At 66.0% G+C, this 25,936-nt stretch carries 26 protein-coding genes; 24 read left to right on the plus strand and 2 right to left on the minus strand.

The features are described 5' to 3' along the window. The first annotated feature begins 72 nt into the window (after nt 1–72). Together PY310_RS09940 and PY310_RS09945 are read left to right on the plus strand one after the other, a co-directional pair. Complete coding sequence (locus PY310_RS09940) at nt 73–954, plus strand: GNAT family N-acetyltransferase (RefSeq protein ID WP_275214223.1); 882 nt, start codon at nt 73–75, stop codon at nt 952–954. Between the two features lie 70 nt (nt 955–1,024). Next, nucleotides 1,025–1,822 (plus strand): dioxygenase family protein, encoded by a 798-nt coding sequence (locus PY310_RS09945; RefSeq protein ID WP_275214224.1) that lies wholly within the window; start codon nt 1,025–1,027, stop codon nt 1,820–1,822. Between the two features lie 22 nt (nt 1,823–1,844). Here PY310_RS09945 and PY310_RS09950 read toward each other — a convergent pair whose 3' ends face one another. Next, a complete protein-coding gene (locus tag PY310_RS09950) occupies nt 1,845–2,540 on the minus strand; it encodes an acVLRF1 family peptidyl-tRNA hydrolase (RefSeq protein ID WP_275214225.1) in 696 nt (231 codons plus the stop codon). A 58-nt stretch (nt 2,541–2,598) separates the two neighbouring features. Between PY310_RS09950 and PY310_RS09955 the strand changes: the two genes are divergently transcribed. The 22 genes from PY310_RS09955 (at nt 2,599) to PY310_RS10060 (ending at nt 24,612) form a co-directional block, all read left to right on the plus strand. Continuing rightward, nucleotides 2,599–4,017: a replication-associated recombination protein A gene (locus tag PY310_RS09955; protein WP_275214226.1), complete on the plus strand. Its 1,419-nt coding sequence runs from the start codon at nt 2,599–2,601 to the stop codon at nt 4,015–4,017. 240 nt (nt 4,018–4,257) lie between these two features. Beyond that, a complete protein-coding gene (gene rpsD, locus PY310_RS09960) occupies nt 4,258–4,884 on the plus strand; it encodes a 30S ribosomal protein S4 (RefSeq protein ID WP_190988295.1) in 627 nt (208 codons plus the stop codon). Nucleotides 4,885–5,029: 145 nt separating this feature from the next. Then, entirely contained in the window at nt 5,030–5,404 is a 375-nt protein-coding gene (locus tag PY310_RS09965) for a DUF948 domain-containing protein (RefSeq protein WP_164199570.1), read from the plus strand. 18 nt (nt 5,405–5,422) lie between these two features. Then, entirely contained in the window at nt 5,423–5,668 is a 246-nt protein-coding gene (locus tag PY310_RS09970) for a DUF6167 family protein (protein ID WP_275214227.1), read from the plus strand. A 117-nt stretch (nt 5,669–5,785) separates the two neighbouring features. Beyond that, entirely contained in the window at nt 5,786–8,464 is a 2,679-nt protein-coding gene (gene alaS / locus PY310_RS09975) for an alanine--tRNA ligase (protein WP_275214228.1), read from the plus strand. Nucleotides 8,465–8,471: 7 nt separating this feature from the next. Then, nucleotides 8,472–9,083 carry a Holliday junction resolvase RuvX gene (gene ruvX / locus PY310_RS09980; RefSeq protein WP_275214229.1) on the plus strand — a complete coding sequence of 204 codons (612 nt, stop codon included), beginning with the start codon at nt 8,472–8,474 and terminating at the stop codon, nt 9,081–9,083. Continuing rightward, nucleotides 9,067–10,788 (plus strand): endolytic transglycosylase MltG, encoded by a 1,722-nt coding sequence (mltG, locus tag PY310_RS09985; protein WP_275214230.1) that lies wholly within the window; start codon nt 9,067–9,069, stop codon nt 10,786–10,788. The genes ruvX and mltG overlap by 17 nt, the downstream gene beginning before the upstream one ends. Beyond that, nucleotides 10,785–11,645: a shikimate dehydrogenase gene (locus PY310_RS09990; RefSeq protein ID WP_275214231.1), complete on the plus strand. Its 861-nt coding sequence runs from the start codon at nt 10,785–10,787 to the stop codon at nt 11,643–11,645. The genes mltG and PY310_RS09990 overlap by 4 nt, the downstream gene beginning before the upstream one ends. 26 nt (nt 11,646–11,671) lie before the next feature. Continuing rightward, nucleotides 11,672–12,871: a chorismate synthase gene (gene aroC, locus PY310_RS09995; RefSeq protein ID WP_275214232.1), complete on the plus strand. Its 1,200-nt coding sequence runs from the start codon at nt 11,672–11,674 to the stop codon at nt 12,869–12,871. Between the two features lie 20 nt (nt 12,872–12,891). Next, nucleotides 12,892–13,440: a shikimate kinase gene (locus PY310_RS10000; RefSeq protein WP_275214233.1), complete on the plus strand. Its 549-nt coding sequence runs from the start codon at nt 12,892–12,894 to the stop codon at nt 13,438–13,440. Then, nucleotides 13,437–14,528 carry a 3-dehydroquinate synthase gene (aroB, locus tag PY310_RS10005; protein ID WP_275214234.1) on the plus strand — a complete coding sequence of 364 codons (1,092 nt, stop codon included), beginning with the start codon at nt 13,437–13,439 and terminating at the stop codon, nt 14,526–14,528. The genes PY310_RS10000 and aroB overlap by 4 nt, the downstream gene beginning before the upstream one ends. After that, nucleotides 14,528–15,046, plus strand: a complete 519-nt coding sequence (locus PY310_RS10010; RefSeq protein WP_275214235.1) for a tetratricopeptide repeat protein — start codon at nt 14,528–14,530, stop codon at nt 15,044–15,046. The genes aroB and PY310_RS10010 overlap by 1 nt, the downstream gene beginning before the upstream one ends. A gap of 153 nt (nt 15,047–15,199) precedes the next feature. After that, nucleotides 15,200–15,763: an elongation factor P gene (gene efp, locus PY310_RS10015; RefSeq protein ID WP_275214236.1), complete on the plus strand. Its 564-nt coding sequence runs from the start codon at nt 15,200–15,202 to the stop codon at nt 15,761–15,763. Next, the gene (gene nusB / locus PY310_RS10020; RefSeq protein WP_275214237.1) at nt 15,763–16,173 is read left to right on the plus strand and encodes a transcription antitermination factor NusB; all 411 of its coding nucleotides are present in this window, start codon (nt 15,763–15,765) and stop codon (nt 16,171–16,173) included. The genes efp and nusB overlap by 1 nt, the downstream gene beginning before the upstream one ends. A 128-nt stretch (nt 16,174–16,301) precedes the next feature. Further along, entirely contained in the window at nt 16,302–17,036 is a 735-nt protein-coding gene (locus PY310_RS10025) for a GntR family transcriptional regulator (protein ID WP_275214238.1), read from the plus strand. A 93-nt stretch (nt 17,037–17,129) separates the two neighbouring features. Then, a complete protein-coding gene (locus tag PY310_RS10030; protein ID WP_275214239.1) occupies nt 17,130–18,134 on the plus strand; it encodes a sugar phosphate isomerase/epimerase family protein in 1,005 nt (334 codons plus the stop codon). 55 nt (nt 18,135–18,189) lie between these two features. Next, nucleotides 18,190–19,968 carry a dihydroxyacetone kinase subunit DhaL gene (gene dhaL, locus PY310_RS10035; RefSeq protein WP_275214240.1) on the plus strand — a complete coding sequence of 593 codons (1,779 nt, stop codon included), beginning with the start codon at nt 18,190–18,192 and terminating at the stop codon, nt 19,966–19,968. Then, the gene (locus tag PY310_RS10040) at nt 19,965–20,459 is read left to right on the plus strand and encodes a ribose-5-phosphate isomerase (protein WP_275214241.1); all 495 of its coding nucleotides are present in this window, start codon (nt 19,965–19,967) and stop codon (nt 20,457–20,459) included. Before dhaL ends, PY310_RS10040 begins: the two co-directional genes overlap by 4 nt. A 2-nt stretch (nt 20,460–20,461) precedes the next feature. Further along, the gene (locus PY310_RS10045) at nt 20,462–21,451 is read left to right on the plus strand and encodes a 3-hydroxyacyl-CoA dehydrogenase family protein (protein WP_275214242.1); all 990 of its coding nucleotides are present in this window, start codon (nt 20,462–20,464) and stop codon (nt 21,449–21,451) included. 21 nt (nt 21,452–21,472) lie between these two features. Then, nucleotides 21,473–22,240, plus strand: a complete 768-nt coding sequence (locus PY310_RS10050) for an SDR family NAD(P)-dependent oxidoreductase (protein WP_275214243.1) — start codon at nt 21,473–21,475, stop codon at nt 22,238–22,240. A 162-nt stretch (nt 22,241–22,402) separates the two neighbouring features. Next, entirely contained in the window at nt 22,403–23,761 is a 1,359-nt protein-coding gene (locus tag PY310_RS10055) for an MFS transporter (RefSeq protein WP_275214244.1), read from the plus strand. An 8-nt stretch (nt 23,762–23,769) separates the two neighbouring features. Next, nucleotides 23,770–24,612 carry a triose-phosphate isomerase family protein gene (locus tag PY310_RS10060; protein ID WP_275214245.1) on the plus strand — a complete coding sequence of 281 codons (843 nt, stop codon included), beginning with the start codon at nt 23,770–23,772 and terminating at the stop codon, nt 24,610–24,612. Between the two features lie 14 nt (nt 24,613–24,626). Here the strand turns inward: PY310_RS10060 and PY310_RS10065 are convergent, their stop codons facing one another. Next, nucleotides 24,627–25,895: a PrsW family intramembrane metalloprotease gene (locus PY310_RS10065; protein WP_275214246.1), complete on the minus strand. Its 1,269-nt coding sequence runs from the start codon at nt 25,893–25,895 to the stop codon at nt 24,627–24,629. Between the last annotated feature and the right edge of the window lie 41 nt (nt 25,896–25,936).

Below are 25,936 nucleotides of genomic sequence, written 5' to 3' on the forward strand. Positions count from 1 at the left end.
CGGAGAGGCTCCCCGGAATGAACTGGTCCAGTTCATTCCGGGGAGCCTTTCGCTGTGGAAGGGTGGTTCGCCATGGGAGCTCCTGCACTGCAGGACCTCGAGCTGTTGATGGATGCCGCCTGGCCGGCTCCTGACCGCGGGGACGCCGACGGCTGGGTACTGCGGGCAGCCTCCGGCGTGACGCAGCGGGCCAACTCAGTGTGGCCGCGTGTCCCCGGAGATGATCAGCACGCTCAGCTTGCGGCGTTGCGGCTGGCCCGGCAATGGTACCGGGACCGGCGGCTGCCGCTGATCTTCCAGCTTTTCGACGACCCCCGCTCCGCAGGACTGCATGCGCTCCTGGATGCGGAAGGCTTCACCCGGCAGTCCGAAACACTTGTCATGACGCTGGCAGCCGGGACTGGGCAAGGGGCGGCAGGCAGCGCGGTGCCCGATCCGTCTGCACCGGAACCGCTTAAGCCCGGACCGCTCAAGCCAGAACCCGGCGTCGAACTCTCCGCCGCGCCGTCTTCGGAGTGGCTGGACCTGTGGTGGCAGGTGGACGGCAGGGGCGGTGCTGCGGAGCTCGCCACCGCACGCACGATACTGACCGGCTGCCCGTCGGTGTACGCGCTGGTCAGATCCGACGACGGCCGGCCCGCCGCCGTCGGCCGCCTCGCCCTTCCGCCTGCTCACCCGGGCGGCGGGGGAGCCGGCACCGGCGGCGAGGCAGTGGCCCGGGGAGGGCTGTACGGCATGGCCACCCGCCCGGATGCCCGGCGGCGGGGCTACGCCCGTCAGGTCCTGCTGGCCCTCTTGGGTGAAGGCGCTGCACGCCGGCTGACAGGGTACTGGCTTCTGGTCACTGCCGCGAACCAGCCGGCCCGGCAGCTCTACGCCGCCGCAGGATTCAGCGAAGCGGCCCGCTACCACTACCGGCAGGACCGGCCGAAACGGCATCTGACCGGCTGCTGAGCTCCAGCCGCCGTCCTTCCGTCCAGCACCCATACTTGAAGCTTCAATGAAAACCGGTTAGTATGAAGCCATGACACAAACACTTGGCCAGCCCCCGGTTCTCTTCCTCAGCCACGGCGCGCCGCCGCTTGCCGACGACGCCACCTGGACCCGGCAGTTGCACGATTGGTCCGGCACGTTCAGTAAGCCCAAGGACGTCCTGATGATCTCCGCGCACTGGGAAAATGCGCCCGTGACGCTCAGCGCGACGCAGCGGGATCCCGGACTGGTTTATGACTTCGGCGGATTCGCCCAAAAGTACTACGAGGTCCAGTACCGCGCCCCGCAGGCGCCTGAGCTCGCGGCGGAGGTGGAGCGGCTGGTGGCCGGTCACGGCCACCACGTTGAGCGCGACGAGAGCCGGGGGCTGGACCACGGTGCGTACGTGCCGCTCAAGGAGTTGTTCCCCGAGGCAGATGTCCCGGTGGTCCAGATGTCCATGCCCACACTTGATCCGCAGGGCCTGTTCAACCTGGGAATGTCGTTGGCGCCGCTGCGCGAACGCGGCACCCTCATTGTCGGGTCCGGCTTCACCACGCACAACCTGCGCTGGTTCAACCCCGCCGGCGGCCCGGACAGCGCTCCGCCGGCAGCCTCGAGCGAGTTTGACCACTGGGCCGAGGAGGCCATGGCCCGCGGTGATGTGGATGCGATCCTGGACTTTCTGAACAAGGCTCCGGCCGCGCGCCAGGCGCACCCGCGCAGCGAGCACTGGGCTCCGCTGTACGTTGCCCTCGGCGCAGCCTACGGCTCCGGAGAACTGAAGGCGCGGACTGCAATCGACGGCTTCTGGTACGGGCTGTCGAAGCGCTCCTGGACCCTGACCTAGGACCTGGACCTAGGACCTGGACCTAGGACCTGGACACTGCCTGACCGGCGGCGTCGGTGACCTGAATCCGCACTGAGCAGATATCGGCAGCGGCCTTTCTCAGGACTGAACCGTTGGGATCCGCCACGTCCAGGAAGGCCAGCCGGGGGAGCGCGGCATAGGGCTTCATCGCCGCGTGCGCGAGCACCAGGTTGGCGAGGGTCCGGTCACCGCCTGGGGCAAGGTACCCTATCGCGTGGCCACCGAAAATTGCCGCCGCCTGGACCGCCACCTTCTCCACCAGCTCATCGGCCTGGTTCGCGCGGCGGCCCTGCACGTACCGGGATCCGGTTTTGGACGCCGCCACGCCGCCCTCCCGCGCCACCGCCACCGCATAGCCTCCGCGCCGCACCAGAACCAGTCCTGCCGTCCGCGGCTGACCGGCCATGGAGGCCAGTCGCTCCAAGGGTCCGCTGCCGCGTCCGGGTCGTCCGTCCGGAGGCCAGGGGGCCTGGACCAGCGCTGTGGTGCCATCGGCCGCCAGAAGCCGCACGCCGTCGTCGTCATCCCTGATCCGGAAGCCGCCGTGAGCGGCGCCAAAGCGCTCGGTCCACCCGAGGAGGCGGGCCGCCGGCACAAAGGCCGTCCTGACCGAAGCCGCGCGGCCTGAACCCGCACGGCCTGAACCGGCGCGGGCCGATCCCGCCTGGCTGACGCCATCTGGGCCGGGTGCAGTCATGGTGGTCCCTTTGCGAGCGTGCGGATAAGAGATGCTGAACTATGAGTAGCCTATCTATGTGGATGATCTCTTCGGCCCGGGGCCCGGCAATGACGACGACGACGACAGTAGCGAGCCCTCGTCCTCGGGCCGCCCCGGGGCGAGCCGGAGCGCGGCGCAGCGCAGTCCCTTGGCTGTCAGGATGCGGCCCCGCACCCTTGACGACGTGGTTGGTCAGCAGCACCTCCTTGGCCAGGGCTCGCCGCTGCGGCAACTCGCAGCCGGCACTGACGCCGTAGGACCCGCCGGGCCCAGCTCCCTGATCCTGTGGGGACCCCCGGGCACAGGAAAAACCACGCTGGCCCACGTGATCGCCAAGGGCAAAGGCCGGAAATTCGTGGAACTCTCCGCGATCACCGCCGGCGTCAAGGACGTGCGGCGGGTGATGGATGAGGCCCTGACAGCGCGCGACCTGTATAAGACCACCACGGTCCTGTTCCTTGACGAGATCCACCGCTTCAACAAGGCCCAGCAGGATGCCCTCCTGCCCGGCGTGGAGAACCGCTGGGTTGTCCTGGTGGCAGCCACCACGGAGAACCCCTCCTTTTCGGTGGTCTCGCCGCTGCTGTCCCGGTCCCTGCTGCTGACGCTGAAGCCATTGACGGACGCCGACATCGAAGGGCTGTTGCAACGCGCTGTCGCGGACGAACGGGGCCTGAACGGGAAGGTCGAGCTCAGTGCGGAGGCGCTGGGCCACCTCGTCAGGCTGTCCGGCGGCGACGCCCGGCGTGCCCTGACTGCCTTGGAAGCAGCCTCCGGCGTTGCATTCGGTGATGCGGACGACGCCGGCGATGACGCTCCCGTATCCATCGAACTCAAGCACACCGAACGAGCCCTGGATGTGGCCGCCGTGCGCTATGACCGGGCGGGAGACCAGCACTACGACGTGGCCAGCGCCTTCATCAAGTCCGTCCGCGGCTCCGACGTGGATGCCGCCCTGCACTACCTCGCCAGGATGCTCGAGGCGGGGGAGGACCCCCGGTTCATTGCCAGGCGCATTGTGATTTCCGCCGCTGAGGACGTGGGCATGGCAGACCCGACGGCGTTGCAGACCGCCGTAGCCGCAGCCCAGGCGGTGCAGCTCATCGGTATGCCCGAAGGCCGGATTGTCCTGGCCGAAGCGGTGGTGCATCTGGCCACCGCGCCGAAGTCCAACGCCGCCTACCTGGGCATCAACAAGGCCATCGCAGACGTCCGGGCAGGCCTGGGCAACGGCATCCCGGCACACCTGCGCGACGCGCACTACCCGGGTTCAAAGCAGCTCGGGCACGGCAAGGGCTACAAATACGCCCACGATGCGCCGCATGCTGTGGCCACCCAGCAGTACCCGCCGGACGATCTGGTGGGCCGGGACTACTACGAACCCACCGGCAACGGCGCGGAGCGGGATATTTCCGTTCGCCTGGAGCGGCTGCGGAAGATTATCCGCGGCGGCTGAGCCGGCAGGACCGGGCAGGCCCGTGCCGGCCCGTGCCGGCCGGGTACGGGAATGCAGGGGAATCCTGCTAAGATGGTTCGTTGTCTGGCAAGGCACGGACGCAATCCCCAACATTTTCCAGTATTTACTGATTTCTGTCGGGGTAGCACTGTGCCCAGTAGCAAAAGGCAGCGGTTGGCCGATGCTCTCCATCGTGGAGGCCAGTAACACTGACACACCGCAGATATTGGAAGGACACAAGTGGCTAACAACACTCGTGCTCGCCGTACAGCACGCCTCTCCCGTGCACTCGGCATCGCTCTGACCCCCAAGGCCGCCAAGTACATGGAGCGCCGCCCGTACGGCCCCGGTGAGCATGGCCGTGCCCGCAAGAAGCAGGACTCCGACTACGCCGTACGTCTGCGCGAAAAGCAGCGTCTGCGCGCCCAGTACGGCATCCGTGAAGCCCAGATGACCCGTGCCTTCGAAGAAGCACGCCGCACCAAGGGCCTGACCGGTGAAAACCTGATCGAACTGCTCGAAATGCGTCTCGACGCCCTCGTGCTGCGTGCAGGCTTCGCCCGCACCATCGCCCAGGCCCGCCAGCTCGTTGTGCACCGCCACATCATGGTTGACGGCATCCGCGTTGACCGCCCGTCCTTCCGCGTTGGCGAGGGCCAGCTGGTCCACGTTCACAGCCGCAGCGAAACCATGGTTCCGCTTCAGGTTGCAGCGGCCGGCGCGCACCGCGACGTCCTGCCCCAGGTCCCGGCCTACCTGGACGTCAAGCTTGACGCCCTGCAGGCACGCCTGGTTCGCCGCCCGAAGCGCTCCGAGGTTCCCGTAACCTGCGAAGAGCAGCTCGTCGTCGAATTCTACGCACGCTAAATCCCAGCAGCGTATCCAAAGAAGCCCGTGGCAAGCGCCACGGGCTTCTTTGTATGTAAGGTACTTGGGGGACATCTGCGGAACGCATGAAGACAGCGTGCGCGATGGGAAGAGATCCACGTCAGTTTCAAGGAGATGAACGTCTATGTCTGGTGGCGATATTGCCGGCCTGATCGCAGCCGGAGTGTTTGCGCTCCTGGTACTGCTGCTCGCGGTACCCATCCTGAAGCTGGGCAGCGTCCTGGAGGAAATCCGGACGTCCATCCGATCCATCAGCGACGGCGCCACGCCCCTGATGGACGAAGTCACCGCCACGGTGACCACGACCAACCAGCAGCTGAAGAAAGTGGACGGCATCGCCTCCAACGTTTCGGACGCTTCCGCGAACCTCTCCGCGCTGTCCTCCCTCGTTGCCGCAACAGTGGGCTCACCACTGATCAAGGTGGCAGCCTTCAGCTACGGAGTCCGCACCGCCCTTGCCAACCGCAAGAAGCCCGCGGCCGGCCGCCGCAGCCGCTAGCCACCGGAAGAACAGAACATGAAACGATTTGTCTGGATGGGAATCGGCGTCGCGATCGGCGTCATCGCCTTCCGAAAATTCACTGAAGCCCAATCAAACCTGGGGCCTGAGGGCCTGAACCGTGCCGTGGGCCGGCTCGCCGACGGCCTGTATGACTTTGCCGACGCTGTCCGCTCCGGAATGCGCGAGCGGGAAGCGGACCTTCGCACCGCACTCGGCGTTGAATCCCCGGCCGTTTCACCGCAGGTTCCGGCCCGGCACTAACCAGCCGGGAAAACGCGAGAGAATTAACCCAGCGGTTGCGGCTTGCCCGGACTGCTGCCGGTATCAAACCGTCACGCCCCCCAAACGCGTGACCCAAGAAGGGTATGTAATCAGCTCATGAAGTCGCAGGAGATCACTAAGCGCTGGATCGACTTTTTTGTCAGCAAGGGGCACACCGCGGTGCCGTCCGCCTCCCTGGTCTCCAGCGACCCCTCCCTGCTGTTCACCGTGGCCGGGATGGTCCCGTTCATCCCTTACCTGACCGCCCGTGAAGAGGCCCCGTTCTCCCGGGCCACCAGCATCCAGAAGTGCATCCGCACCGGCGACATTGAAGAAGTGGGCAAAACTGCCCGGCACGGCACCTTCTTCCAGATGTGCGGCAACTTCTCGTTCGGCGATTACTTCAAGGAAGACGCCATCAGGTTCGCCTGGGAACTGCTCACCACGAGCGTTGACGACGGCGGGTACGGCCTGCCGCCGGAACTCCTGTGGGTGACCGTCTACCAGGAGGACGACGAAGCCCGGGACCTGTGGCTGAAGAACACCGGCGTCCCCGCCGAACGGATCCAGCGGATGGGCAAGGCTGACAACTACTGGCACACCGGCCAGCCCGGCCCCGCCGGCCCCTGCTCGGAGATTTACTACGACCGCGGCCCCGCGTACGGCGCCGAAGGCGGCCCGCTCGCTGACGAGAACCGCTACGTCGAAATCTGGAACCTCGTCTTTATGCAGTACCAGATCGACAACGTCCGTTCCAAGGACGACTTCGACATCGTCGGTGAACTGCCCAAGAAGAACATCGACACCGGCCTGGGCATGGAACGCCTTGCCATGATCCTGCAGGGCGTCGAGAACATGTACGAGACGGACCAGGTCCGGCCCGTGATCGACAAGGCAGCCGAGCTGTCCGGCCGGGAGTACACCTCCGCCGAATCCGCTGACGACCCGCACCACACCGACGATGTCCGCATGCGGGTGGTGGCCGACCATATCCGCTCCGCCCTGATGCTGATCGCCGACGGCGTGACGCCCTCGAACGAAGGCCGCGGCTACGTCCTGCGCCGCCTCATCAGGCGTGCAGTGCGCTCGATGCGCCTGCTCGGCGTCGAAAAGGCCTGCCTCCCGGACCTGCTGCCCGCCTCACGCGATGCCATGAAGGGCGTCTACCCGATTGTGGAGACGGACTTCGACCGCATCAGCCGGATCGCCTACGCCGAAGAGCGGGCCTTCCTGCGCACCATCGCTTCGGGTACCGCCCGTCTTGAGGATGCCGTGACGGTATCCAAAGCCGCCGGCGCACCGCTGTCCGGGGCCGATGCCTTCGCGCTGCACGACACGTACGGCTTCCCGATCGACCTCACCCTGGAGATGGCAGAGGAAGCCGGGCTCAAGGTGGACGAGGCCGGTTTCCGCGCCCTCATGCTCGAACAGCGCCAGCGCGCCCAGGCCGATGCCAAGGGCAAGAAGGGCGGCCACGCCGATCTCAGCGCCTACCAGGAGATGCTGGGCGAAGGCGAAACTGTCTTTACCGGCTACGACGAACTCGACGGCGAATCCCGCGTCCGGGGACTCCTCAGCGGCGGCCAGCGTGTAGCCCACGCCGCGACCGGTGACGAGATTGAACTTGTCCTCAACGAGACGCCCTTCTACGCCGAAGCCGGCGGCCAGTCCGCCGACACCGGCCTCATCACCGGCGACGGCTTCGTTGTCGAGGTGCTCGACGTGCAGCGCCCGGTCAAGGGCCTGAGCGTGCACAAGGCCATCGTGCGTGAGGGCGAGATTTCCTCCGATGCGCTGGTGCGCGCCGCCGTCGACCGTGAACGCCGCCATGCCGCCGAGCAGGCCCACACCGGCACGCACATTGTGCATGCCGCCCTGCACCAGATCCTGGGCCCCCAGGCCACCCAGCGGGGGTCCTTCAACAAGGCCGGCTACCTGCGCTTTGACTTTGCCTGGGGCGAAGGCCTCAGCACCGCCACCCGCTCGGAAATCGAAGAGGTTTCCAACCTTGCCATCCGTAACAACTTCCGGGTGGACACCAAGGTGATGGCCCTGGCTGAAGCCAAAGCACTCGGTGCCATGGCGCTGTTCGGGGAAAACTACGGCAGCGAAGTGCGCGTTGTGGAGATCGACGGCGCGTGGTCCCGTGAACTGTGCGGCGGCACGCACGTTTCCAACACGTCCTTGATCGGCAGCCTGTCGCTGCTGGGCGAACAGTCAGTCGGCTCAGGAAACCGCCGCGTCGAAGCCTTCGTGGGCATGGACGCCTTCCGCCACCTCGCGGCCGAGCGTGCCCTGGTCACGGAGCTCACCGAGATGCTCAAAGTCCCCTCCGGCCAGCTCGCCGACAGGATTGCCAGCACCCTGAACAAGCTCAAAGCCACGGAAAAAGAACTGGACCGGCTCCGCAAGGAACAGCTCACCGCGGCGGCCGCCAACCTCGTGGGCACCGCCCGGGATGCCGCCGGCATCAAGGTCATCGCGCACGACGCCGGCCAGATCGGTGGTGCCGATGATGTCCGCAACCTTGCTCTGGACCTGCGCAACCGTCTGGGCTCCGAAGCCTCCACCGTGGCCGTGGCCGGCGTCAGCAACGGCCGCCCCATGATCCTGGTGGCCACCAACGAGGCCGCCCGGGAAGCCGGCGTGAAAGCCGGAGCCCTGGTGCGGGTTGCGGCCGGCATCCTCGGCGGCGGCGGCGGCGGCAAGGACGACGTCGCCCAGGGCGGCGGTACGGACGCCACCAAGATTGCCCCGGCCCTTGCGGCCGTGGTGGACGCAATTTCCCGGCGCTAAGGCACCCGTGACTGAACCTGTTGCAGCCGGCGACTACCCCCAGGGCATCAAACTGGGGGTAGACGTTGGCACCGTCCGGGTGGGGGTGGCCATCTGCGACCGGGATGCCATCCTGGCCACGCCGTATAAGACCCTTGACCGGAACGCGAAGAAAAACTCCGACGTGCGGGTGATCGCTTCACTGGCGCAGGAACTCGGCGCCGTCCAGATCATGGTGGGGCTTCCGCGCACCATGAAGGGGGAGGAGTACGCCTCCGCCCGAATGGCTGCCGAGTACGCCGGGCTGCTCGTGACCGAGCTGGCCGGCCGGGGTCTGGACGTCCCCGTGAACCTCGTGGACGAGCGGCTCAGCAGTGTGACGGCTCACAGGAACCTGCACGAAGCTGGCATGAGCAGCCGCAATCACCGTAAAGTTGTGGATCAGGTTGCGGCGGCAGGCATTCTCCAGCACGCCATCGACATGCAAAAAGCCAGGGGAACGGACGTTGGGAGCCGCGTCAGCGCGCCGACCGGTCCGCAGCCTTCAGGAACAGGCGGACCAGCTCAGGCCGGCACTGCGGCGTCCGAAGGCAAGACTCGATTTCAGAACACGGAAGGCTACAGTGAGCCCGTCCAATAACGACGACGCCTCAGGCGCCATCAATCAAGATGGCGCCAGGCCGCTGACCCGGAAAGAGCTGCGCGCATTGGAGAAACACACGCGGGACGCCAATGCGGTTCCGGAACAGGCGTACGAAACCGGCCAGGACCCCTCCGCCCCGGGGCGGGAGCCTGAAGCTGCGGACGTCGCGGCGCCCGGGGCCATTGCACCGGCGGCTGCACCACCGGAACCTGACCGCGAGCCCCTTGGCGCGGCCGAACCCGTGGTGGAGCCTGCCGGGCCTCAGGCACAGCGTCAGGGCGTCCCTGCGCAGCCTGACGCCCAGCCCTCGATCCAGGACGATGCACCCACCCAGGTGCATCCGCAGGTCCCGCCCGCCATGCCGGACGTCGACGTTGACCATCACCAGGCTGTTGACGCCCACAATGCCGAGGTTTACGGGGCCGAGCATTACGAGGGCCACCCGACGGGATACGCCCACCCCGAGGAACTCCACCCCTACGACCACCAGCCCTATGAGGGTCAGCACGACGACGGTCAGCCATACGCAGAAGACGGCCATCATGCCCCCTACCTTGAGGACGGGCATGACGCGCTCCCCGACGAACACCCGAATGCCGGCCTCCTCGCCGGGGCTGCGGCCAGCTCCGTGGTGACCAAGCCCTCGAAGAAGGTCCGGCGCAGACGGCGCCTCCTGGCCCTGTTCCTGACGCTCGTGGTGTTTGTGGCAGCCATCGCCGTGGGCGCGCAGTTCCTGAAGCCCCTGCTGGGGAGCGACAAGGCCAGTGATTACCCCGGCCCCGGCAGCGGCGAGGTCAAGGTCTCGGTCCAGCCGGGCGAAGGCATGCGTTCCGTGGCCACCAAACTGGAGTCAGGTAAGGTCGTCGCCAACGCGGACACCTTCCTGCAGGCGTTCACCGCTTCCGGTGGGACGCTGTCACCGGGGGACTTCACTTTCAAATCGGAAATGAAGAACTCCGACGCCGTCAACGTGCTCCTCGGCCATGACAGGACCAAGGTCATTTACTTTGCCCTCAGCGCGGGCTTGAGGATTGACGAATCGCTACAGGCGATTTCCGAAGGCTCGGGTATCAAAGTCCAGCAGCTGAAGCAGTTCAGCGACTCCCCGCAGCAGTTCGGCCTGCCGGCAAACGCCAAGAACCTCGAAGGCTTCCTGCACCCGGGGGAGTACCGGTTCCCGCTCGGGACCCCGGCGAAAGACATCCTCCAGGCCCTGGTCAAGACGACCACGGACGAGCTAGTGGCCCAGGGGATCTCAGATCCGGCGAAGCAGTACGAGGCCATCATTGTTGCCAGTATTGTCCAGGCCGAGGGCGGTCAGGCGGAGTACGGCGACGTTGCCGGTGCCATCTACAACCGACTCAAGCCCAATGACCAGACGGGCGGCTTCCTTCAGGTGGACTCGGCCGTAACGTACGGGCTGGGCACCAAGAGCTTCAACTTCACGGATGCAGAGCGCCAGGACAAGTCCAACCCCTATAACACCTACGCCAACCCCGGCCTGCCCCCCGGTCCCATCGGGTCACCCGGCAAGACCGCCATTGATGCCGCGGCGAAGCCCAAGACCAACGATTACCTGTACTGGGTGACCATCAACCTGGACACCAAGGAAACCAAGTTCTCCAAGACGCTGGCAGAGCACAACGGCTACGTGGAGCAGTACAACAGCTGGTGCCGGGCCAACACCGGCCGCTGCGCGTGAGCCATCGGGCGGCCGTGCTGGGCCACCCGATCAGCCACTCCAAATCACCGGCCCTGCACCTGGCGGCCTACGGCAGGCTGGGGCTTGACATCGCGTACACGGCAGTGGATCTGACGGAGCAGGCGCTACCCGCTTTTATGGAGCAGGTCAGGCAGCAGGACGGCTGGCGCGGGCTCTCGGTCACCATGCCGTTGAAGACCGGGATGGTCGCGGAAGTGGACGAAGTCCGCGGGGTGGCCCGCACACTGGGCGTGGTGAACACCGTGGCCTTCGAGGAATCCGGCGGGTCCGTCCGGCGGGTGGGTTACAACACTGACGTCGCCGGAATTGTCAACGCGGTCCGCTACGCCGGGGCTCTGCCCAGTCCGTCCGCCGTCGTCCTGGGCGGAGGCGGCACGGCCGCGGCGGCCGTTGCCGCACTGAAGGATCTTGGCACAGGGCATGCCCAGGTATTTGTCCGTGATCCGTCGCGGGCCACCGAAGCACTGGCCGCGGCCGCCGGTGTCGGCGTGTCCATCGATGTGCGGCCGATGACCGAAGCAGCCGCACCCACGGCGCGTGCCGACGTCGTGATTTCAACACTGCCGCCGCGCGCGGCTGACAACCTGGTGGTCAGCATCGCAGCCTTGGGAAGCGGGACTCCGGGCGTGCTGCTCGATGTCGCCTATGACCCCTGGCCAAGCCGGATTGCTGCGGTCTGGCAGGCGGGCGGCGGAACCGTGGTCCCGGGTCTGGAAATGCTCCTGTACCAGGCGGTGGAACAGGTGCGGCTCTTTACCGGCCGCGGTGACGACGTTAACGCAGCGGTCATAGATGTGATGTGCGACTCAGTCGGCCTTCCCCGACGGGCGTTCTGACAGCCATACGTGGCAGGATGGAAATTATGTTGCGTTGGTTGACAGCCGGTGAATCCCATGGTCCGGCTCTGATGGGAATTATTGAAGGCGTCCCCGCCGGTGTGGAAATCACCAGCGGACAGATCGCCGATTCGCTGGCACGGCGCCGACTCGGTTACGGCCGTGGCGCGCGGATGAAGTTCGAGCAGGATGTCGTTACCATCCTCGGCGGTGTCCGCCACGGCCTGACGCAGGGCGGACCGGTGGCCATCCAGGTGGCCAATACAGAGTGGCCCAAATGGGAACAGATCATGGCGGCCGACCCCGTGGATCCTGACGTTCTCGCAGACCTGGCACGCAACGCACCGCTGACCAGGCCCCGGCCGGGCCACGCCGATTTCACCGGCATGCAGAAATACGGCTTTGCTGAAGCACGTCCGGTGCTGGAGCGGGCCAGCGCCCGCGAAACTGCCACCCGGGTAGCCATGGGCACCGTCGCCGCACAGTTCCTGAAACAGCTGGGCATCGAACTGGTCAGCCACACTGTTTCCATCGCCAGTGTGACCGTTCCCGAGGGGCGCCCGCTGCCTGTTCCGGCCGACGTCATCGCGCTGGACGCAGATCCGCTGCGGTGCTTCGACCGGGAGACATCCGACGCCATGGTGGCCGAGGTCGACGCCGCGCACAAGGAAGGCGAAACCCTGGGCGGCGTGGTGGAGGTCCTCGCCTACGGGCTCCCGCCGGGCCTGGGAAGCTACGTCCACTGGGACCGCCGGCTCGACTCGCGGCTCGCCGCAGCCCTGATGGGCATCCAGGCCATTAAGGGCGTGGAAGTCGGTGACGGGTTCCTGACGGCCGCGCGCCGCGGCTCCGCCGCCCACGACGAGATTGTCAAGGATTCGGACGGCAGGATTGTGCGCACCAGCAACCGTGCCGGCGGGATCGAGGGCGGCATGAGTATCGGCGATGTCCTGCGCGTCCGTGCGGCCATGAAGCCCATCGCCACCGTCCCGCGAGCCCTGCGGACTGTGGACGTCAGCACCGGGGAGCCGGCCAAGGCCCACCACCAGCGCTCGGACGTCTGTGCCGTGCCGGCCGCCGGCGTGGTCGCGGAAGCGATGGTGGCGCTGGTCCTCGCCGAAGCCGTCGCGGAAAAGTTTGGCGGCGATTCCATCGCGGAAACCGCACGCAACATCAAGGGTTACCTGGACAGCATTCCGGCCACCCTGGACTCGATCGGCCACTAGTGCCCCGCGGGAGCAAAGGGATGGTGCCAGGCAACCGGCCCATCGTCCTCATCGGGCCCATGGCCGTGGGCAAGTCCGCCATCGGTCATGAGCTGGCCAAGCGCCTGGGCGTTCCCTTCGTCGACACGGACGTCCAGATCGTGGACGCCCATGGCAGCATCGCCTCGATCTTCGCCGGCCGCGGGGAGCATTCCTTCCGTGAAATTGAGGCGCGCACCGTGGCCGCGGCCGTGGAGCGCGCCGCTGACACCGTCTCGGTTATCTCGCTGGGCGGCGGCGCCGTGCTCGATTCCGGGACCCAGCAGATCCTCGCCGGCTGCACCGTGGTGTACCTCGAATGTGATGAGGCGACTGTGGCGTCGCGGATCGCCCGGAATTCCGGACGGCCGCTGTTGGCCGGTGACGCCATGGCCCGCTGGGCTACCCTCTTTGCCACCAGGAAGCCCGTCTACGAACGCCTGGCCGATCTGGTCCTGGACGTCCGCCACGGTTCGATCAGCGAACTGGGGCACCGGCTTGAAGTTGCGCTGCGTGAATACGCAAACGCCAAACAGGAAGTTGAAAAGTGAGCGTCGATTCGACAGTCATCAAGGTCACCGGCGAATCCGCGGGGCAGAACTACGACGTCGTCGTGGGTCGGGGCCTGCTGGGGGACCTCCCGGCCCTGCTGGGGGAGCGCGTCCGCCGGGTGCTGGTTATCCACCCCCGGGCGCTGCGCCTCACGGGCGATACCGTCCGCGACGAACTCGCCGCCGCCGGCTTCACCTCCCTGACCGCGGAAATCCCTGATGCCGAAGAGGGCAAACACATCCAGGTCGCGGCGTTCTGCTGGCAGGTACTTGGCCAGAACGACTTCACCCGCTCTGACGCCATCGTGGCGGTAGGCGGCGGCGCCGTGACGGACCTCGCCGGTTTCGTGGCGGCCACCTGGCTCCGCGGCGTAAAGGTCATCCACATGCCGACCAGCCTCCTCGGCATGGTGGACGCCTCGGTGGGCGGAAAGACCGGGATCAACACCGCCGAAGGCAAAAACCTGGTGGGGTCCTTCCACCCGCCGGCAGGGGTGCTGGTGGATTTGGACACACTCAAAACCCTGCCCCGCAACGAGATCATTTCCGGAATGGCGGAAGTCATCAAGTGCGGCTTCATTGCGGATCCGGTCATTCTGGACCTTGTGGAGAAGGACACCGCAGCGGTCACCGATCCGGAATCGGATACCGTCCGGGAACTTATCGAACGTGCCATTGCCGTCAAGGCGAAGGTGGTCTCGGAAGACCTCAAGGAATCCGGGCTGCGCGAAATCCTCAATTACGGCCACACCCTGGGCCACGCCATTGAACTGGTGGAGCGCTACTCCTGGCGACACGGTGCCGCGGTTTCCGTTGGCATGATGTTCGCAGCCGAACTCGCCCGCAGCGTGGGGCGCCTCAGCGACGCCGACGCCGACCGGCACCGCAGCATCCTCGAAAACCTGGGCCTCCCGGTCACCTACCGGAGGGACCGTTGGCAGGGGCTGCTGGACGGCATGCGCCGCGACAAGAAGTCGCGCGGTGACCTGCTCCGGTTTGTGGTCCTCGACGGCATTGCCAAACCCGGCATCCTGGATGTCCCGGACACGTCGCTGCTGTTTGCCGCCTACCAGGAAATCGCTTCCTGATGCAGGGCGACCTGGCGGGCACCAGCGACTGGCCGGAAGCAGGCTTTCCCGGCATCCGGGTCAATCCGCTGACCCTGATGCCGGAAATCATCAATGCGGAGGCCTGCAGCACGGCCCTTGCAGCGTCCACCGACCCGGCAGACCACATCTTTGTCCTGATCGTGGAAGGGCACGCCGCGGAGGCTGCCGAACTGCTGGCCGAAGCACGGTTCAAGGACCCCGAATCGTTCCGGCTGCGGGCATTCGAGGCAGAGGTGCTGCGCGTGTCGCACCGCTCGGACCGGGCACTGGAACTCTTCAAGCAACTGCTCGCCGAGTTCCAGGGAACCGAGCGTGAGGCCCTGGTCCTGCAGTACATCGGCAAGGTTCAGTACACCTCCGGCCACATCTCCGCAGCTGTTGAAGCCTTCGCCCGCGCGTTGGACCTGCGCGTGGCGCAATCCGCTGACGCCGCCCAGATCTACGCGTCCACGGTGGCCCTCCAGCGCGCGCGGGAGGTCCTGGACCTTGCCTGCTGAGAGGGGCGGCCGTCCCGGGACGCAGGCTGCCTTGAAATTACCGGTAGAATAGTTCTTGGATTTTTGACAAACACGAGTTGGCGGGCCTCCCGGCCTGACTGACCGGCATAGAACGTCTGAGAACTCACCGGACGAAGAAACCAAAGGAAACCAGTGGCAACCACTAACGACATCAAGAACGGCACGGTCCTGAAGCTCGAAGGCCAGCTCTGGAACGTCATCGAATTTCAGCACGTCAAGCCCGGCAAGGGTGGCGCCTTTGTACGGACCAAGATGCGGAACGTGATGTCCGGCAAGGTTGTGGACAAGACGTTCAACGCCGGCCTCAAGATTGAGACCGCCACGGTTGACCGCCGCGACTACCAGTACCTGTACCAGGACGGTGCCGACTTCGTGTTCATGGACACTTCCGACTTCGACCAGATCACGGTCTCCGGTGCAACGGTGGGCGACGCCACCAACTTCATGCTGGAGAACCAGATGGTCAACATCGCCATCCACGAAGGCAACCCGCTCTACATCGAACTCCCGCCGAGCGTTGTCCTGGAGATCACCTACACCGAACCGGGCCTGCAGGGCGACCGGTCCTCCGCCGGCACCAAGCCGGCAACCCTGGAAACGGGTTACGAAATCCAGGTTCCGCTGTTCGTTGAGAACAACACCAAGGTCAAGGTTGACACTCGCGACGGCAGCTACCTCGGCCGGGTCAGCGAGTAGTGAGCGCCCGCGGAAAGGCCCGGAACCGGGCACTGGATGTGCTTTTCGAGGCTGAGCAGCGCTCAGTTTCGGCTTTTGACGTGCTGCGGGCACGGCGCGAAATGACTGATCAGATCATCAACCCGTACACCCTTGAAATTGTCGAAGGTGTCGTCTCGCAGCAGACCGCCATCGACGAGTTCCTCGAAACCTATTCCCAGGGCTGGACACTGGAGCGTATGCCTTCCGTGGACCGCGTCATCCTGCGGATCGGCACGTGGGAACTGTTGTACAACGACGACGTCCCGGACGGCGTCGCCGTCAGTGAAGCAGTGGCCCTGGCCAAAACGCTCTCAACTGATGAGTCGCCGTCGTTCATCAACGGCCTCCTGGGACGCCTGCAGCAGCTGAAACCTTCGCTGCTCGCCTGACGCAGCCGCTGTAACCCCTCCCGCCGAGCCCAAGCCACGCGGGGCAGAGCCCCGGCAGGTCCGCCTGCCGGGGCTCTGCCGTACCCGCAACAATGGCCCGCAACCTTCCGCATCTATAGGATCTGACCATGCCCAATGCGCCCAAAGTAACCCATGCCGATGCCAGGCCGGCAGTCCTGCGCGGGTCAGCCCCCACCAGCCGGAGCGTCAGCCGCCAGGTGCTCGCCGATCACGTCTATGCCGAGCTGTTGGCATCCCTCATGGACGGGCGCCTGGCGCCAGGCGCCGTGGTGAGCATTGACGGGACCGCCCGTGAACTCGATGTTTCCCCCACCCCCGTCCGCGAGGCACTGGCACGCCTGGAACACACCGGCATGGTCCGCCGGGTTGCGTTGAAGGGTTACCGGGTAGCTCCCGTCTTTACGCGGGAGGACTTTGCCGAGCTGATGGAGGCCCGCCTGGCGATTGAGCCGGTAAATGCCCGCCTGGCCTGTGAACGAACCACCCGTCACGGCCTGGCCGAGCTCGCCCAGACGGTTGAGGACATGAAGTCAGCACCACGGGGACCCGCCTTTGCTGAATTCAAGGCCTACCTCGAAGCGGATGAGCGGTTCCACCAGGTAATCGCCCGGCTAACCCGCAACCAGTTCCTGGAGGCCGCTTACTCGGCCCTGGGGGGACAGGTGCAGCGTTTCCGCCTCTTCAGCGGCGTGGGCATCACGGACGCCGAATATGCGATCGCCGAGCATCAGGCGGTCCTGGAGGCCTTTACGGCCGGCAACCCGGACAAGGCCGCGGCCGCCATGGCAGAGCACATCCGGAAGGTTCGCTCCAGGGCCATGGCGGACGCCCCGGAACACTAGAGGCCGCCCCGACGAAGTCATCAGTGTGACGTTGACAACTTCCTTTTGATAGTGGATCCTATAGGAAAGAGGATTCCAAAGGAGTAAAACATCGTGGCTTACACAGCTGAGAATTGGCCCATCACCGCAGCCCTGCTGCAGTTTCCGGGCACCGACGCCAACGGCGTGAACATCAACGATGCTGACGCGTCCGTTTGGGCCGAGGTCCTCACCGAAGTCAAGGAAGCCGGCTTTGCCAACGCCGACCTGACGGACAGCTGGGTCCGGCCCGGGGACCTCAGCGGGGAGCGGCTGGCCGAGTTCAAACGGACGGCGGACGCCGTAGGCATCGGCGTTCCGGTCATCTCCGCCATCCGGCGCAGCGTCATCGAGGAAGGCAACTGGGAAGCCAACCTGGCCTACAGCCACCGCACCATCGACGCCGCCGCCGAGCTGGGCTGCGAAGTAGTCTCCTTCGGCCTGCACCAGGCCATCACGGCCGAGCAGCAAAAACAGCTCTGGTTCTGGACTGTCGAAGGCTACAAGGACCCGGCCGGGAACAAGGAAGCCTGGGGCAACGCCGTCAGCCGGCTCCGTGAACTCGGCCGCCACGCCGCGGAAGTGGGCGTCCTGCTCTCCCTCGAAATGTACGAGGACACCTACCTGGGCACCGCTGACTCCTCCGTGCAGCTCGTCCAGGACATCGGGCTGTCCAACGTTGGGCTCAACCCGGATCTCGGCAACCTCATCCGGGTCCACCGCCCCATCGAGGACTGGCGCGAGATGGTGGCCAAAACCCTCCCGTACTCCAACTACTGGCACATGAAGAACTACATCCGCGATGAGGACATGGCCCGGGACTCCTACGTGGCCATGCCTGCCCCCATGGAAAGCGGCCTCATCAATTACCGCGAGGCCTTCAAAGTGGCGCTGTCCGTTGGCTTCCAGGGCATTCTCTGCACCGAGCACTACGGCGGTGACGGGCTCAGCGTCACCGCAAGCAACCAGGATTACCTCCGCCGCCAGGTCCTGCCGAAGGCAGAGGGTTACGCGCTCGGCACGAGCCAGGTGGCGCAGGGACGGCAGCAGCCGTCCGCCGCTGCACTCGCCAGCGTCTAGTCCGGGCCGCTTCGAACGGACACGGCATCAACACAACGGATTCGATGAGGAAACCATGACCCAGATCTTTGACAACCCCGCTGATTTCGCGGATGAGGCACTGGACGGCTTTGTGGCGGCCAACCGAGGCTATGTGGCCCGGGTGGACGGCGGCGTGGTCCGCTCCACAGAGGTACCCGCCGGCCAAGTGGCCCTGGTAGTAGGCGGCGGTTCCGGCCACTACCCGGCCTTCGCGGGCCTGGTGGGGCCCGGCCTTGCCGCGGGCTCCGCCTGCGGCAACATGTTCGCTTCCCCGGCGGCCGGCCAGGTCTACCGGGTGGCCAAGGCATCCAACGCCGGCGGCGGCGTGCTGCTGAGCTACGGCAACTACGCCGGTGATGTGCTCCACTTCGGCCAGGCCCAGCTTCGCCTTAACGCCGAGGGCATCGAAACGCGGACCGTCCTGGTCACCGACGACATCGCCAGCGCACCGCTGGACCAGATCGAAAAGCGCCGCGGCATCGCCGGCGACCTCACCGTGTTCAAGATCGCCGGCGCCGCCGCCGAAGCAGGACTGGACCTCGACGCTGTGGAGCGCCTGGCCATCCGGACCAACTACCGCACCCGCTCCCTGGGCGTCGCGTTTGATGGCTGCACCCTTCCGGGAGCCGACGCGCCGCTGTTCCACGTTCCCGAAGGGCAGATGTCGCTGGGCCTTGGCATCCACGGCGAACCGGGAATTTCCGAGCACCCAATGCCCACCGCTTCCGAGCTGGCCGACCTCCTGGTCTCCAAGCTCCTGGCGGACAAACCTGACGACGCCGGAAACCGCGTCGTGGCCATCGTCAACGGCCTGGGCACCGTCAAGTACGACGAACTGTTCCTGCTTTTCGGCAAAATCGAGAAGCTCCTCTCCGCTGCCGGCCTGACCGTTGTGGAACCCGAATGCGGAGAGCTGGTCACCAGCCTGGACATGTCCGGGCTCTCACTGACCCTGCTCTGGCTGGACGAGGAACTCGAAGAACTCTGGGCCGCCCCGGCCGACACGCCGGCGTTCCGCAAGGGCAACCTCGCCCCGCGGGCCCGCCGCGAACTGGCCGGGCCGGAAGACGCCGTGGCGGGCGAGGTGGAAGACACCACGCCGGCAGCGGCTGACCTGGGCCGGCTCGCAGCCGCCGTCCTCGCCCAAATCCAGGACGTCGTCATCGAACATGAAGACGAGCTGGGCAACCTGGACGCCATCGCGGGCGACGGTGACCACGGCATCGGCATGCGCCGCGGCATTGACGCCGCCGCAGCGGCAGGCCGGGACGTGTCCGCGGCCGGGCTCTCGGTGCAACGCGTCCTGACCGCTGCAGGGGAAGCCTGGAGCGAACGGGCCGGCGGCACCTCCGGGGCGCTCTGGGGATCCGCGGTGATCGCCGCCGGTCTCGCGCTCGGCAACAAGGACGCCTACCGCGGCGCCGATGCCGCTGCCGCCGTCACCGCCTTCGTGGACGCCATCACCGCGCTCGGCAAGGCAGAACCGGGGGACAAGACCATGGTTGATGCGCTGCTGCCCTTCAAGGACACCTTCCTTGCCGCGTTCGACGGCGGCGCCCAGGTAGCCGTAGCCCTCGCCTCGGCAGCCACTGCCGCCCGCGAAGCGGCGGATGCCACCGCGTCGCTCCGGCCGCTCAAAGGCCGGGCACGGCCGCTGGCTGAAAAGAGCGTGGGCCACCCCGATCCGGGCGCCGTCTCGTTCGGCCTGATCGCCGCGCGCGTCTCCGCCTACATCGACACAGCACTGAACGACACCCCACTGAATGATTCCCGGCTGGCTGCCTCGGTGGCCGGAAATGGAGCAGAAGCATGAGCAGCACCCCCAGTACGCCGGCAGGATGGCGCATCGTCATTGGCAACGATGAGGCCGGCGTCGAATACAAGGTAGCGCTGAAGGCGCTGCTCGAAGCGGACAGCCGGGTCGCGTCCGTCGTGGACATCGGCGTGGGCGCGGACGACTCAACCGCCTACCCGCATGTTGCCGTTGACGCGGCCCGCAAGGTAGCCGAAGGCCACGCGGACCGTGCGCTGTTGATCTGCGGCACCGGCCTGGGCGTCGCCATCGCAGCCAACAAGGTGCCCGGGATCCGGGCCGTCACCGCCCACGACGGCTACTCCGTGGAACGATCGGTTCTCAGCAACAACGCGCAGGTACTCACCATGGGGCAGCGCGTAATCGGCCTGGAGCTGGCCAAGAAGCTCGTCGGTGAATGGCTGGACTACCGCTTCGATGCGACTTCATCCTCCGCCGCCAAGGTGGACGCCATCTGCTCCTACGAGCCCGAATACACGAAAGCAGTCTGATCATGACCGAAACAGCAAGCACCCCCAACGCGGCGGCCAACAGCGCACGCAAGATCGCCGTCGTCGGTTCGGGTTACATGGGCGGCGGGATCGCGCAGGTCCTGGCACTCGGCGGTGCCCGCGTGGCACTGGCAGACGTGTCCGCCGAAGTGGCGCAGAGCAACTACGACAGGCTCCTCGCCGAATCGGACCAGTTCGTGGCCGACGGCCTTTTCCCCGCCGGTTCCACCGAAATCCTGAAGCAGAACCTCTGGGCCGCCCGGGACATCGAGGAAGCCGTTGCCGACGCGGACTTCATCGAGGAAGCCGTCCCCGAAGTCATCGCCATTAAGCACCAGACACTTGCCCGCATCAGCGCCGCAGCCCGGCCGGACGCCATCATCGGGTCCAACACCTCCACCATCTCCATCGCTGAGCTGTCCGAACCCGTAACCAACCCGGAGCGGTTCCTCGGCGTTCACTTCTCCAACCCGTCGCCGTTCATTCCGGGCGTGGAGATCATCCCTCACGCCGGCACCTCCGCGACGACCGTCGGCGCCGTCCGCGACCTGGTCCATGCCGCCAATAAGCAGACCGCAGTGGTCAAGGACGTCACCGGCTTTGTGCTCAACCGCCTGCAGTACGCGCTGTTCCACGAAGCCGCGCAGCTGGTGGAGCAGGGAATCGCGACGGCGGATGACGTGGATACCCTGGTCCGCACCACCTTCGGCTTCCGGCTCCCGTTCTTCGGCCCGTTCGCCATTGCGGACATGGCGGGACTGGACGTCTACAACTTCTGCTACAAGTCGCTCCAGACCGAATTCCCTGAGCGGTTCGCCACCCCGAAGATCCTCACGGACCTGGTGGAGGCCGGGAAGCTGGGCACCAAGACGGGCGCCGGCTTCCTCAACGTGCCCGCGGAGCGCACCCCCGAGCTCATTGCCTACCGCAACAAGGCCTACGTGGCCATGCAAAAGCTGATCGAAGACCTCGGCCCCGCGCCCATCCACTAACGCAGAATCCCAGGAGCAGCCATGAATACCTTCCCCGCAGAACGCACCGCCATCGTCACCGGAGCCGTTTCCGAACGCGGCATCGGCCGCGCCACCGTCAACTACCTGGCCGCCCAAGGCTGGAACATCGGCATCATCGACCTCGACGACGCCCTGTGCAAAGCAACGGCCAAGGAGCTTTCCGAGCAGTACGGAGTGCAGGCCCACGGCGTCGGCGCCAACGTTGGCGATGAAACATCCGTCCGCAACGCCATCGACGAGCTCGAGGCAAACCTCCCGCAGATCGTGGCCCTGGCAAATGTCGCCGGCGTCAGCTCACCGGTTCCGTACCTGGAACTGGACGCTGCCGAATGGGACCGCGTGCTGGGCATCAACCTCAACGGCGTCCACTACGCCACCCGCCGGGTAGCCGAGTCCATGGTGAAGAACCGGATCGGGCGCATCGTCAACATCTCCTCCGTGTCAGCCCAGCGCGGCGGCGGCACGTTCTCCAAGACCCCGTACTCCGTGGCAAAGGCCGGCGTTATCGGTCTGACCCGCGCCACGGCCCGGGAACTGGGGGAGTACGACATCACGGTCAACGCCATCTCCCCGGGTCCCATCGACACCGACATCATGGGCGGCACCCTCAGCCAGGAACGCAAGGAGGAACTTACCAAGGACCTGGTGGTCAACCGCGTCGGATCCACCCGCGACATCGCAGCAGCCATCGCCTTCCTCATCAGCGAGGACTCCGGCTACATCTCCGGCCAGACGCTGAATGTCGACGGCGGCCTCTACATGCACTAGGAAAGGACCGCCGTGGCCTCCTGGACCAAAGAACGCAAAATCTACCTGGCAGTGGGCGTCATCGCCTGCCTGGTGGGCATAGCGCTCATCGTTTTCTCGCTCTAAACCCTCTCCATCACCCCATCAGAACTGCCTGCCCCCCTGGCTCAATGAGGAGTTTAAATGACTGTCAACACCGGAACGTCCGCCACTAAGGAGTTACTGGATTCACCGGTTCTCAAATCGGCGATTTCCAAAGCATCCTTCCGGCTCATGCCGATGCTCGTCATCCTGTACGTCGTGGCGTTCCTGGACCGCACGAACGTGGGCTTCGCCGAGGCAGCGCTGGAAATGGACAAAGGCATCACAGCCGGCGCTTACGCGCTTGGCGCCGGCATCTTTTTCATCGGCTACGCATTGTTTGAGATCCCGTCCAACCTGCTGCTGACCAGATTCGGCGCGAAGGTGTGGCTGGCCCGTATCGCCATCACGTGGGGCATCGTGTCCGCGTGCTTCGCGTTCGTCCAGGGCGAGACCTCCTTCATCATCCTGCGGTTCCTCCTGGGCGTGACCGAGGCCGGACTGTTCCCGGGCGTGATCATGTTCCTGGCCGCCTGGTTCCCCAACAAGGTCCGGGTGAAGATGTTTGCCATCTTCTACCTCGCCCAGCCCTTTTCCCAGATGATGGGCGCACCGCTCTCCGGCTGGCTCATCAACATCGGCGACCAGGTCCCCGGCGTGCACGGCTGGCAGGTCATGTTCTTCGTCGAAGGTGCCCTCGCAGTCGTGGCGGGCATCGCCGCGTACTTCTTCCTGATCAACAGCCCGCAGGACGCCAAGTTCCTGGACAAGGACGAGAAGAAGGCGCTCCTGGACGTTATGGCGCTGGAGGACACCGTCAAGGAAGAGTCCGGTCCGCGCGGTGTCCTTGCCGCCATGAAGAACGGCAAGGTCTGGTACTTCACGGTCATCTACTTCTGCCTCCAGATCGCAGTTTATGGTGTCACCTTCTACCTGCCGCAGCAGGTGGCCCAGCTGACCGGGCAGAAAGTGGGCCTCGCGGTCGGGCTGATGGCGGCCATCCCCTGGTTCTTCGGGATCTTTGCCTGCTACTTCATTGGCAAGGCGGCCAACACCATTGTGCGCCGCAGGGTGTGGGGCACAGGCCTGTTCCTCTCCACCGGGCTGTGCATCTTCGGCTCCGCATGGGCGGGCTCCAACCACCTTCCTGCGCTGGGCATCATCTTCATCACCCTCGCCGTCTGCAGCTTCCTTTCGATCGGGCCCATCGCCTGGTCCTACCCGACGGCGTTCCTCACCGGGACAGCGGCCGCTGCAGGAATCGGCCTGATCAACTCGCTGGGTAACCTGGGCGGATTCGTCGCCCCTATCCTGCGGACCACGGTGAACCAGGTCACCGCATCGGACACCGGCACCATGGGCGTCTACGCGCTGGGTGTGCTTCCGTTCGTGGCGGCCATCATGATGTATGCCACCAAGCGGTTCAGCAATAGGGCGGACGATCTGCTCGACGATAAATGACCGACACCATGACTGCTTGCGGCAGTGGCCGGTCCGGTGTCCCGGACGTCCTGTACATCGGCGTCAGCACCAAGATGTACATGGGGTACCGTGACTGCCTTGACTGGCTGGCCCGCATCCAGCAGGAAGTGGACTCCCGCCCGGCCCTCGCGGCCGGGCGGGTAGTCCCGTTTGTGATTCCTTCCTTCCCCGTTCTCCCGGCCGCCGCCGGCGTTCTGGAAGGGTCGCCCCTTCTGCTGGGAGCACAGAACTGCGGCTGGGCGGACGGCCCGTGGACAGGCGAGGTGTCTCCATCGCTCCTGGCCGAGCTGGGCGTACGCCTGGTGGAGATCGGCCACGCCGAACGGCGCGCGCACCTCGGCGAGGACACGGCCATGATCGCACTTAAGGTCAGGGCGGCGGACAATGCCGGCATCACACCGCTTTTATGCGTTGGCGAGGACACCCGCGATGACCCGGGGGGGACCGCTGCCGAGCGCGCGGCCGGGGTTGTCTATGACCAGATCGCCGGAGCGGTTGGCGGCGACTGGTCCCTGGCGTCCAGGCTTGTGATCGCCTACGAACCGGTGTGGGCCATTGGCGCGGCCGAGCCCGCCGGCCCGGACCACGTCACCGCCGTCGTGCGGGCCCTACGGTCCCTGCTCTCCGCCCGGTCGAACGAGGCAGGCAGCGACCTGGCGCAGGTGCCCATCATCTATGGCGGTTCAGCGAAGCCCGGACTGTTGCCCGCGCTCGACGGGGTCGCAGGACTGTTTCTGGGCCGGTTCGCCCACGATGCGCGGAATTTCGGCACAGTGCTCGACGAAGCGCTGGCTCTGACCGCATTACGCGTAGGTTCCCCCACAAAGTAGCCGCAGCCACCGGTTCAGCCTGCGACGGCGGCGCGCAGCGACAGGATCCGCTGCAGCTGCTGCTTCTCCTCGGCCTGGTGCAGCTGAACATCCCGGCCGGTGAGGATTCTCTGGCGGATGAAGGCCAGTTGGGTGGCCGCGTGCAGGAACGCCTTCATCTGCGGGCGGCGGTGGCTGCCGGCCGCCCAATGCAGCGCAGTGCGCCGTCCACGGGGAGTTGCCAGCAGCTCCACCTCGGCGGGACTGAACCAGCCGGCAGCGGCGTACTCCATGAGCCGCTGCCGGGTGAGCCGGCTTTCCGCCACGCGAAGCAGGATGATTCCCACCACCGCCAGGACGAAGATCGGCACCTGGACAAAGAGGTACTCGGCCGCGAATCCTGCTCCCATGCTGTTCCACCGGTTGTGGAGCAGCATCGCCGGGACCAGGCCGATGAAAAAGGCCAGCACTGAGGCTCCGGCGTGCCAGCGCCGCGCTGCGAATCCCATAATGAGGCCCGTGGTCCCGGTGAATATAGCGTGGGCGAAGGGCGACATGACGCCACGGAGCAGAAAGACCTGGGCCAGGCCGGTGGCCGGGCTGGCGGACTCAGCGATGGCACGGCCGAAGTAAAGGATGTTCTCGGTGAACGCAAAACCGCCGGCAATGGTGAACGCGAACACCACACCGTCCACCGGGCCATCGAAGTGTTTCCGGGCGAGGAGGAGCAGCAACAGCAGGCCCAAAGACTTGGCAAACTCTTCCACCACCGGCGCCTGGACAGTGGCCATATAGGTTTGGAGGTCCGCGGCGTCACTGAACTGAAAGGTCAGGGCGAAGAACGGCTGAATCAGGAGCGTGACGGCAACGGACACGGCGGCTCCCCAGGTGAACGCGAACAAGAGCAGCCGTTTGGGCTCAGGTTCCCACCGGTCGATGGCATGGACCGCCAGCAGGACCACCGACAACGGAACCAGCGAGACGACAAAGCCCACAACGAATCCGCCCACCCCCGTGCTCGCCACCAGGAAGGGCACCACCAACAGCAGGCTCAGGAAGGCGAGGGCCGCGCCGCCGACGGTCAGGGCCAGCAGGCCCGCGGACCGCATGCCGGGGCCCCCGCGGCCGGGCTCCGGAGGACCCAATACCGGCAGGGGGGCAGCATAGGTGCCCGGCGCCGGCCGGTAGTACGCCGGCTCGATCCTTCCCATCCAGCTGGGGTTCGCCTGGCCGGGGAAGGGGTCCTGGGGTCCGGCGGGTCCGCCGGACCGGCCGGGACCCCGATGATAAGGGTTGGTGGACATAGACGAAAGCCTAGTGCCCGGCGCCAGTGTGGTAATTTTGA

This window comes from Pseudarthrobacter naphthalenicus (assembly GCF_029076445.1).
GTDB lineage: Bacteria > Actinomycetota > Actinomycetes > Actinomycetales > Micrococcaceae > Arthrobacter > Arthrobacter naphthalenicus.

What these genes read in the sequence shown, in the direction of transcription:
- PY310_RS09940 (WP_275214223.1), top strand. Translation starts at nt 73, where the DNA reads ATGGGAGCTCCTGCACTGCAGGACCTCGAGCTGTTGATGGATGCCGCC.
- PY310_RS09945 (WP_275214224.1), top strand. Translation starts at nt 1,025, where the DNA reads ATGACACAAACACTTGGCCAGCCCCCGGTTCTCTTCCTCAGCCACGGC.
- PY310_RS09950 (WP_275214225.1), bottom strand. Translation starts at nt 2,540, where the DNA reads ATGACTGCACCCGGCCCAGATGGCGTCAGCCAGGCGGGATCGGCCCGC.
- PY310_RS09965 (WP_164199570.1), top strand. Translation starts at nt 5,030, where the DNA reads ATGTCTGGTGGCGATATTGCCGGCCTGATCGCAGCCGGAGTGTTTGCG.
- PY310_RS09970 (WP_275214227.1), top strand. Translation starts at nt 5,423, where the DNA reads ATGAAACGATTTGTCTGGATGGGAATCGGCGTCGCGATCGGCGTCATC.
- alaS (WP_275214228.1), top strand. Translation starts at nt 5,786, where the DNA reads ATGAAGTCGCAGGAGATCACTAAGCGCTGGATCGACTTTTTTGTCAGC.
- aroC (WP_275214232.1), top strand. Translation starts at nt 11,672, where the DNA reads ATGTTGCGTTGGTTGACAGCCGGTGAATCCCATGGTCCGGCTCTGATG.
- PY310_RS10000 (WP_275214233.1), top strand. Translation starts at nt 12,892, where the DNA reads ATGGTGCCAGGCAACCGGCCCATCGTCCTCATCGGGCCCATGGCCGTG.
- PY310_RS10010 (WP_275214235.1), top strand. Translation starts at nt 14,528, where the DNA reads ATGCAGGGCGACCTGGCGGGCACCAGCGACTGGCCGGAAGCAGGCTTT.
- PY310_RS10025 (WP_275214238.1), top strand. Translation starts at nt 16,302, where the DNA reads ATGCCCAATGCGCCCAAAGTAACCCATGCCGATGCCAGGCCGGCAGTC.
- dhaL (WP_275214240.1), top strand. Translation starts at nt 18,190, where the DNA reads ATGACCCAGATCTTTGACAACCCCGCTGATTTCGCGGATGAGGCACTG.
- PY310_RS10040 (WP_275214241.1), top strand. Translation starts at nt 19,965, where the DNA reads ATGAGCAGCACCCCCAGTACGCCGGCAGGATGGCGCATCGTCATTGGC.
- PY310_RS10045 (WP_275214242.1), top strand. Translation starts at nt 20,462, where the DNA reads ATGACCGAAACAGCAAGCACCCCCAACGCGGCGGCCAACAGCGCACGC.
- PY310_RS10050 (WP_275214243.1), top strand. Translation starts at nt 21,473, where the DNA reads ATGAATACCTTCCCCGCAGAACGCACCGCCATCGTCACCGGAGCCGTT.
- PY310_RS10055 (WP_275214244.1), top strand. Translation starts at nt 22,403, where the DNA reads ATGACTGTCAACACCGGAACGTCCGCCACTAAGGAGTTACTGGATTCA.
- PY310_RS10060 (WP_275214245.1), top strand. Translation starts at nt 23,770, where the DNA reads ATGACTGCTTGCGGCAGTGGCCGGTCCGGTGTCCCGGACGTCCTGTAC.
- PY310_RS10065 (WP_275214246.1), bottom strand. Translation starts at nt 25,895, where the DNA reads ATGTCCACCAACCCTTATCATCGGGGTCCCGGCCGGTCCGGCGGACCC.